At 40.9% G+C, this 1,558-nt stretch carries 1 protein-coding gene and 1 pseudogene; both read left to right on the forward strand.

The features are described 5' to 3' along the window. A pseudogene (locus QZ076_RS21950) lies at nt 1-805 on the forward strand (SusC/RagA family protein); the annotation flags it as partial. A 23-nt stretch (nt 806-828) separates the two neighbouring features. Beyond that, nucleotides 829-1,558, forward strand: a 730-nt coding sequence (locus QZ076_RS21955; protein ID WP_293717236.1) for a RagB/SusD family nutrient uptake outer membrane protein, incomplete at its 3' end; no start/stop codon positions are given.

Genomic DNA, 1,558 nt, shown 5'->3' on the forward strand with positions numbered 1-1,558 from the left:
TTATTCGTTTAATGCCAATTATGCCACTAATACGAACGAAGTGAAGGCGCTCGGTCCGGGTAATGCTCCTATCATATCTACCGGTAGCGTAGATCATGCTTATTACATAACGAAAGTCGGTGAACCCATCGGATGTTATTATCTGTTGGTGCAGGATGGAATTTTTTCCAATGAAGAGGAATTAAAAAAGTATCCTCATTTCAGCAATACCCAGCCGGGAGATTTCCGCTTTGTGGATGTCGACGGGGATGGAGTGATGGACTTGGATAAAGATCGTACGATCGTAGGTAACTATATGCCCGATTTTACCTATGGGTTTGGTGGTAAAGTCTGGTTTAAGGGATTTGACCTTGATTTTAATTTTCAAGGAGTATATGGTAATGAGATTCTGAATCTGAATCGTCGTTATATTGATAATCTGGAAGGTAATACCAATGGCACCACTATAGCCTTGAATCGTTGGAAAAGTCCGGAAGATCCGGGAAACGGTCAGGTGAATCGTGCCAACCGTAAGTCAAAGGGGTATAATGGTCGTACTTCAACCTGGCATCTGGAAGATGGTTCTTATCTGCGACTGCAGAATGTGACACTAGGATATACCTTGCCGAAGAACCTGACTCAACGCTTTTTCGTGGAAAAATTAAGAGTTTACGTTTCCGGACAAAATTTATGGACTTCGACTAATTATAGCGGATATAATCCGGAAGTAAATGCACGTCCGAGTAATTCTCTTTCACCGGGTGAGGATTATGGAACTTATCCATTAGCTAAAACATTCTTGTTCGGGCTGAACATAACACTTTAATCATCCTTTAAAATACACGTTATATGAAAAAATATAAACTAATACTATTCCTATCAACTGCCTTGTTATCAGTTGCTTGTACAGATAGTTTCTTCGATTTGGAACCGAGTAGCAGTGTGCCTACCGACAAGGTATATAAGACAGCGGAAGATTTTAATGTAGCCGTGATAGGATGTTACTCCAAATTGCAGACACAAGTTTCCTATTTTACAGAGTGTTGCGAATATCGGAGTGATAATTTGACATTGAGTGCGCCCACTGCCGGAACACAAGATCGTTATGATATCGATCAGTTTGCAGATAAAGCCTCTAATGGAATTCTGGAGGCCGCCTGGGCGAACTTTAATAATGGAGTTTATCGTTGCAATCTTGTATTAGATAGAATTGATGAAGCCAATTTCGACGCGACTCTGAAAAAACAATATAAAGGCGAAGCTCTTTTCATCCGTGCCCTTACTTATTTTAATATGTATCGTTTATGGGGAGGGATACCGATGACTAATAAAGTGGTGACAGTGGCTGAAGCTCTTAAAATCGGGCGCAGTTCCGATCAACAGGTTTATGATTTTCTTGTCGGTGATTTGAATCAGGTTATTAATGAAAATATGTTGCCATCTTCTTATACAAGTGCCGATATGGGACGAGTGACTTCCGGTGCTGCAATGGCATTGCTCGGCAAGATTTACCTGACTTTCCATAAATGGACGGAGGCTCGCAATGTGTTATCCTACCCAGTGGGTCGATATTCTTTAA

This window comes from uncultured Parabacteroides sp. (assembly GCF_905196875.1).
Classification (GTDB): domain Bacteria; phylum Bacteroidota; class Bacteroidia; order Bacteroidales; family Tannerellaceae; genus Parabacteroides.